The following is a 6,893-nucleotide window of genomic DNA, read 5'->3' on the forward strand; positions in this document are numbered from 1 at the left end:
CCCCGCCGCGCGCCCGGCTGGCGCTGGCGCGCTCGCGGTGAAGCGGGCTTAGCTGAACACCTTGTCGGCCGGCAGGTTGGCCAGGAAGGCGTGGATCTGCGACACCACGGCCGCGCCTTCCCCCACCGCCGCCGCCACCCGCTTGGTCGAGCTGGCGCGCACGTCGCCGATGGCGAACACGCCCGGCACGCTGGTCTCCAGCGCCGAGCGCGACGGCAGGTCGCGCGGGTACACGCCGTTGGCGAAGTTGGCGCGGCATTGCGCCTTGGTGACGTCGAAGCCGGTGCGGATGAAGCCGTTGGCGTCGACATCCACGCCGCAGTCGCTCAGCCAGCCGGTGTTGGGGTCGGCGCCGATGAACAGGAACACGCGGCAGACGTCGTAGTCGCATTCCTGCTCGTTCAGGGAATTGCGGATGCGGACCTGCTTGAGGCCGTCGTCGTCGCCCTCCAGCGCCACGATCTCCGAGTGCGTGTGCAGCTCGATGTTGGGGGTGGCCTGGATGCGCTCGATCAGGTAGCTGGACATGGTGGAGGCCAGGCTGTCCTTGCGGATCAGCATGTGGACCTTGGACGCGTGGCCCGACAGGAACACGGCGGCCTGGCCGGCCGAGTTGCCGCCGCCGACCAGCACGATCTCTTCGGTCTTGCACAGCTTGGCCTCGATCGGCGAGGCCCAGTAGTACACGCCCTTGCCCTCGAACTGGCGCAGGTTGGCCAGCGACGGCCGGCGGTAGCGCGCGCCGCACGACAGCACCACGGTGCGCGCCTTCAGCCGTTGCAGGCTGCCGCACATCTCCACCTGCAGCGGATAGGTGTCGCAGATCAGGCGGCCGGCCGGGGCCGGGATCGCCACCTCGACGCCGAACTTCTGCGCCTGCACGTAGGCGCGGCCGGCCAGCGCGCGGCCCGACACGCCGGTGGGGAAGCCCAGGTAGTTCTCGATGCGCGCGCTGGCGGCCGCCTGGCCGCCGTAGGCGCGCGTCTCCAGCGCCAGCACCGACAAGCCCTCCGACGCGGCGTACACCGCGGTCGCCAGCCCGGCCGGGCCGGCGCCCACCACGATCACGTCCCACACCTTGTCGCTGTCGATCTCGGGCAGCATGCCCAGGCAGCGGCCGATGTCGACCACGGTCGGGTTCTTCTTGACCACGCCGTCCGGGCACACCACCAGCGGCAGCTCCTCCGCCTTGGGCTGGTAGTGCGCCATCAGGTCGGCCGCCTGCCGGTCCTGCTCGGGGTCGAGCACGGTGTGCGGATGGCCGTTGGCGGCCAGGAAGCTTTGCAGCGTGTGGATGCGGCCGTGGCCGCGCGGGCCGACGATCACTGGGCCGCCGGAATTCTGCTCGATCAGGCCGACGCGGCGCAGGATCAGGGCGCGCACGATGCGCTCGCCCAGCTCGGCGTGCGCGACCAGCAGCGCGCGCAGCGATTCGGACGGCAGCACCAGCACCTCGACCTCGCCCACCGCGCGGCCGTTGCCCAGCGACGGCCGGCCCGACAGCTGCGCCACCTCGCCGCCGAACTGGCCCGGCGTGTGGGTGGTGATGTAGGCGGTGTTGCCCAGGCCGTCATAGCGGCTGACCTCGATGCCGCCCTTGATCACCAGCATCAGGCCGAAGCTGGTCTTGCCGGCCTCGAAGATCATCTCGCCGTCGCTGTAATGGCGCACGTGGCCGAAGCGGTGCATGTGCTTGATGTCGGCCGCGCTGAGCACGGGGAAGATCTGGTGGCGGCGCTGTTCCAGGTCGAGCGGCAGGTGCGGCATGGGCTCGTCCGGCGTGTCTTCGGGGAGCAGTTCCAGAGGGGTGGTGGCCATGATAATTCCGGGGAAAATGTGAGGGCGGACGAAATGCTGCAAGTCTAGCGCAAGGCTGGCGCCCGGTGTAAACACTTAGGAGGGAGGGGCCGCGATGCGCCGCCGCGCAACTCGGATTAGAATGGCTGTTTTAGCGAAATCACTGACGATAGAACACGATGGCTTACAAGACTCTGGAAGATACGATAGGCAACACGCCGCTGGTGCAGCTGACCCGGATTCCCGGCGCCGACGCGCTGGCCCGCAACAACGTCATCCTCGGCAAGCTGGAGGGGAATAATCCGGCCGGTTCGGTCAAGGACCGCGCCGCCATGTCCATGCTCAAGCGCGCCGAGGAGCGCGGCGACATCAAGCCGGGCGACACGCTGATCGAGGCGACCAGCGGCAACACCGGCATCGCGCTGGCGATGGCGGCCGCGCTGCGCGGCTACAAGATGCTGTTGTTGATGCCGGAGAACCTGAGCGTGGAGCGGCGCCAAAGCATGGCGGCCTACGGCGCGCAAATCCTGCTCACGCCCAAGACCGGCGGCATGGAATACGCGCGCGACATGGCCGAGCAATTGCAGAAGGACGGCAAGGGCATCATCCTCGACCAGTTCGGCAACTTCGACAACGCGCGCGCGCACTACGAGGGCACCGGGCCGGAGATCTGGCGCGACACCGGGGGCCGCGTGACGCACTTCGTCAGCGCCATGGGCACCACCGGCACCATCATGGGCGTGTCGCGGTATTTGAAGGAGCAGAACCCGGGCGTGCAGATCATCGGCGCCGAGCCGGAGGAGGGTTCGTCGATCCCGGGCATCCGCAAGTGGCCTGAGGCTTACCTGCCGAAGATTTACGAGCGGGCGCGGGTGGACCAGGTCGAACCGGTATCGCAGGCGGCGGCCGAACGCATGGCGCGCCGCATGGCTGCCGAGGAGGGGATCTTCTGTGGAATTTCGGCGGCGGGCGCCTGTGAAATCGCGCTGCGTGTCTCGCAAACGGTGGAGAACGCAACCATCGTGTTCATCGTGTGCGACCGGGGCGACCGCTACTTATCGACCGGGGTGTTCCCGGCGTAAGCCAAGCGTGAACTGCGCGCCCGCCCCCGGATAAGGGGCGGGGCGCGGCGGCAGGACGGGGAGCTGCGATCAGCTCTGGCCGCCTGGTTCGCCTTCTTTCGGCTTGAACTGCTTGTCGCTGATGCGGAACTTGTTGCGGCGGTCGCCCATCAAGTAACGCAGGTCGCGAATGCTCAGATCGCTTACTTCGTGCATGCGGATCAGCAGCGAAGCGCCGACCGGCAGGCGGTGGTGGCGGATTTTGCTGATGACCGGCGGCGCCACTTCCAACGCGCGCGACAGGGCCGCGTCATTTTTCAGACGCAGGTTCTCGATCAGGGTATCGAGCAGGCGGTTGGGATTGTATTGCAACAGATCATCGCCATCCGCATCGTTGTTCATATCTATGCCGACTTGGTTTGTCATGATTTCGTCTTTTCCTTCTGTAAAGTTGTCCTGCAAAGTACAACACTCGGAGCTCGCTTTGCTGCGTTAATGTTCATCCTTACCAAGGAACGAATTCACACACGGACGGGATTCCGGGATAACAAGTTTCATAATATATACACAATTGTACAACAACACGCCTTCTAATACTCATAAGCAATAAAAAAACTCGCTTGCTATAGGTTATTGTTGTCGGGCTGCAACATTGTGTGAGAATTATACACCTAACGATATGCTAAGCTGACCGTGCACACTTTTAACGAACACACAAAGTTAATTATAAATTAATTTTGTTGTAGAACGGTTTACGATAGGCCCACAGTAACCGCAAGTTTGTACAAATAATTGCCAAGTGTCAACTAAACAATACAGTTTGCAAGTCTGTGGGACAAGATACTTTACGCTTCCTTACATCCCGCCGCGTGCCAGACGCACCGCGCGCCCCAGTTCGACCACCGACATCGCATAAAAATAACTGCGGTTGTATTGCGTGATCGCAAAGAAATTATTGTTCGCCAGCCAGTATTCGGTCGGTTCGGCGCCGTTCTGCAAGTCCACCAGCCCGTAGGTCTGCTGTTCCGGCACCGGCACCGTGGTGCTGACGCCGGCCGCGGTCAATTCCTGCGGACGGTATTTGGCGCTCAGGCCCTGGTTGGTCATGCTTTCCCAGGCGCGGTTGGGCGAGACGGCGGCGGAATACACCAGCGGGCCGCCCAGCTCGCGCTGCCAGCCGTGCGCGACCAGGAAGGCCGCCACGCTGCCGATGGCGTCGACGCCGGAGTTGAGCAGGTCGACCTTGCCGCTGCCGTCGAAATCCACCGCGTACTTCATCAGGCTGCTGGGCATGAATTGCGGCATGCCGATGGCGCCGGCAAACGAGCCGCGCAGCGACAGCGGATCGATGCCGTTCTGGCGCGCGAACAGCAGCGTCGCCTCGAGCTCGCCGCGGAAGAAGGCCATGCGCTCGGTCCGCTGCGGCGCCTCGGGGTAGGAGAAGGCCAGCGTGGTCAGGGCGTCGACCACGCGGAAGCGGCCGGTGTTGCGGCCGTACACGGTCTCGACGCCGAGGATGCCGACCAGGATCTCGGCCGGCACGCCGTACAGCGCCTCGGCCCGCTCGAGCGCCTCGCGGTTGTCGTTCCAGAACTTGACGCCGTTGTCGATGCGCACCGGATCGACGATCAGCCTGCTGTACGCTTGCCAGTTCTTGGGCTTGCCCGGCGGCGCCGGCTTGACCAGTTGCACGGCGGCGTCGACGTAGCGCACCTGGCCCATCAGCGTGTTCAGTTCGGCGCGGTCGAAGCCGTCGCGGGTGGCGACGTCGTCGAGGAAGGCGCGCACTTCCTTCCAGTCGCCGAAGTTGACGAACTCGCCGACGTAGTCGATCGGTGGCGGGCCTTTTTTCTTGGCGGCCGGCGCGGCCTTCTTTTTCGGCTGCATGCTGGGCGGCAGCTTGTAGCCGTAGGGGTCGATGGCGGCGGCCTGGCTGGCCTGGCCCAGGGTGGCGGCGCCCAGCAGCAGGGCGGAAATCAAAGTCTTCATCGGCATAAGGTTAGCAGTGTTTTCAGCGTCGTCAGCGACGCCGAACGTGATTCGGAACCGGCGGCGCCATACTTCAGCGCGCCGTACAGGGTTAAAAATTTTTCCATCGCGGCATGCTTGTCCGGGCTGGCCTGCATCGTGCGCAGGCGGGCGGCGTAGCCGAGCGGGCCCTCGTCCGGCCGGCGCGCGTAACCGTGGCGCGCCTGCTGCCGGCAAAACCGCTCGTACAGCCCGTCCAGCGGCACCAGCGGCCGGCGCCGCCGCAGCCAGCGCAGCACGGCCAGCAGGGCGCACACCAGCGCCGCCCCGAGCGCGCCGCGCCAGTTGGCGAAGGCCGAGCTTAGTTCTTCGAGGAAACCTCGCTGCCTGTCTGGATTGTAATCCAGGACCCATTGATTCCAAGCATTATTCAACGCGGCGTAACGGAATCTGATCTGGCTCCACCACGAATTGGGGTCGTTTTGCAGATTTAGCAAGGGGGCGAGGCCGAAACCTGTGGTTTGCGGCAGCGCCCGGGCCAGGTTGTGGGCGATGCGTTCGGGGGCGACGGCGGCGGTCGGGTCGACGCGGCGCCAGCCGGCGCCGGCGGCCCAGTACTCGGCCCAGGCGTGGGCGTCGGACTGGCGGATGGTGAGGTAGCCGTCCACAGGGTTCAGTTCGCCGCCCTGGTAGCCGGTGACCACGCGCGCCGGCACGCCCATGGCGCGCAGCAGCACCACGAAGGCGCCGGCGTAGTGCTCGCAAAAGCCGGCCTTGCTGCCGAACAGGAAGTCGTCGACCGCGTCGCGGCCCAGCAGCGGCGGTTGCAGCGTGTAGGCGTAGCCGCCGTCGTGGAAGTGTTGCAGCGCCTGCAGCGCGGCGCCGGCGGCCTGGCGGGCGGTCAGCGGGCCGTCTGCGCCGGGCGCGACGCTCTGGCGCCAGCGGCGCGCCAGTGCCAGCGTGCGCGGGTTGTAGCCTTCAGGCAGCTCGGTCCAGCGCGCCATGCGTTGCGGTTGTTCGGCCGCTTGCACGGTGAAATCGGTCCAGGCGTCGGCCTCGTAGCGCACGCGCTGGGTGACGGGATCGCTGGTGAAGAATTCCAGCTCGTCGGAGTCGCGCACGCGGTGGCCGGGCAGGGACAAGCCCGGGCCGCTCAGCTCCAGCGCGGCCAGCCAGCGGGTGTTGGTGGGCTCCATGGTGATTTCGTGGTGCAGCGGCTGGCCGCGCGTGGCGATGTTCACGTCCAGCCGCTGCAGGCCGCGTTTGCGTGGCACGCGGGTCCAGGTGCGGCCGTCGTAGTCGCCCAGCACGATGCTGCGCCAGTACAGCTGGCCCTGGGGCGGCGCGCCGCCGGGGAAGCGCGCGCGGAAGGCCACGGCGTCGGATTGCGCCAGCGACGACATCGTGCCGGGCGCCATGCTGTCGGAGATGCCGGTGTGGCCGCTGTGGGCGTCGCCGGGCAGGCCCCACAACGGGCCCTGGATGCGCGGGAAGCCGACGAACATCAGCAGCGCCAGCGGCGCGGCCAGCAGCGCGGTGGCGGCGGCCTTGCGCAGGCGCTGCGCCAGCGGCGGCACGGCGCCGGTGTACTGGAACGATTGCTGCGCGGTCAGCAGGACGATCAGCGTGGCGCCCATCCACAGCGCGGTGGGCATGGTTTGCGAGTAGAGGAAGTTCGTCAGCAGGACGAAGAAGCTGAGGAAGATCACCACGAACAGGTCGCGCCTGGCGCGCATCTCCAGCAGCTTGAAGGCCAGCAGCAGGGTGAGCATGGCGACGCCCGCGTCGCGGCCCAGCAGCGTGTGGAAGCTGCGGTAGACGCCGGCCATCGCGGCCAGCGACACCGGCAGCAGCACCCACAACGGCGGCATGCGCCGGCCGCGCCAGGTGATGGCGGCGCGCCACAGCAGCGTGGCGCACACCACGGCGACGATCCACAGCGGCAGGTGCTCGAAGTGCGGCGCCAGCACCATCAGCGCGGCGGTCAGCAACAGCAGGGTGTCGGATTTGTCGCGGGTCAGGCGCAGGGACAGGCGGGCGCGCGGGCCGGCGCTGGCGCCCGAGCCG

At 66.7% G+C, this 6,893-nt stretch carries 5 protein-coding genes; 1 reads left to right on the forward strand and 4 read right to left on the reverse strand.

The window, feature by feature from the left end; genetic code table 11:
• Positions 1-48: 48 nt before the first annotated feature.
• On the reverse strand, positions 49-1,818 hold the full coding sequence (locus GTP90_RS34175; RefSeq protein WP_161087688.1) for an FAD-dependent oxidoreductase: 1,770 nt from the start codon (positions 1,816-1,818) through the stop codon (positions 49-51).
• 158 nt (positions 1,819-1,976) lie between these two features.
• Between GTP90_RS34175 and cysM the strand changes: the two genes are divergently transcribed.
• Positions 1,977-2,879 carry a cysteine synthase CysM gene (gene cysM / locus GTP90_RS34180; protein ID WP_161087689.1) on the forward strand — a complete coding sequence of 301 codons (903 nt, stop codon included), beginning with the start codon at positions 1,977-1,979 and terminating at the stop codon, positions 2,877-2,879.
• A 69-nt stretch (positions 2,880-2,948) separates the two neighbouring features.
• Here the strand turns inward: cysM and GTP90_RS34185 are convergent, their stop codons facing one another.
• The 3 genes from GTP90_RS34185 to GTP90_RS34195 all read right to left on the reverse strand — a co-directional run bounded on the left by GTP90_RS34185 (position 2,949) and on the right by GTP90_RS34195 (position 6,859).
• Entirely contained in the window at positions 2,949-3,284 is a 336-nt protein-coding gene (locus GTP90_RS34185; RefSeq protein ID WP_161087690.1) for a hypothetical protein, read from the reverse strand.
• Between the two features lie 429 nt (positions 3,285-3,713).
• A complete protein-coding gene (mltB, locus tag GTP90_RS34190) occupies positions 3,714-4,853 on the reverse strand; it encodes a lytic murein transglycosylase B (protein ID WP_161087691.1) in 1,140 nt (379 codons plus the stop codon).
• Entirely contained in the window at positions 4,844-6,859 is a 2,016-nt protein-coding gene (locus GTP90_RS34195; protein WP_161087692.1) for a transglutaminase TgpA family protein, read from the reverse strand. The genes mltB and GTP90_RS34195 overlap by 10 nt, the downstream gene beginning before the upstream one ends.
• Positions 6,860-6,893: the final 34 nt, after the last annotated feature.

The organism is Duganella vulcania (genome assembly GCF_009857655.1).
GTDB classification, from domain to species: Bacteria; Pseudomonadota; Gammaproteobacteria; order Burkholderiales; family Burkholderiaceae_D; genus Rugamonas; species Rugamonas vulcania.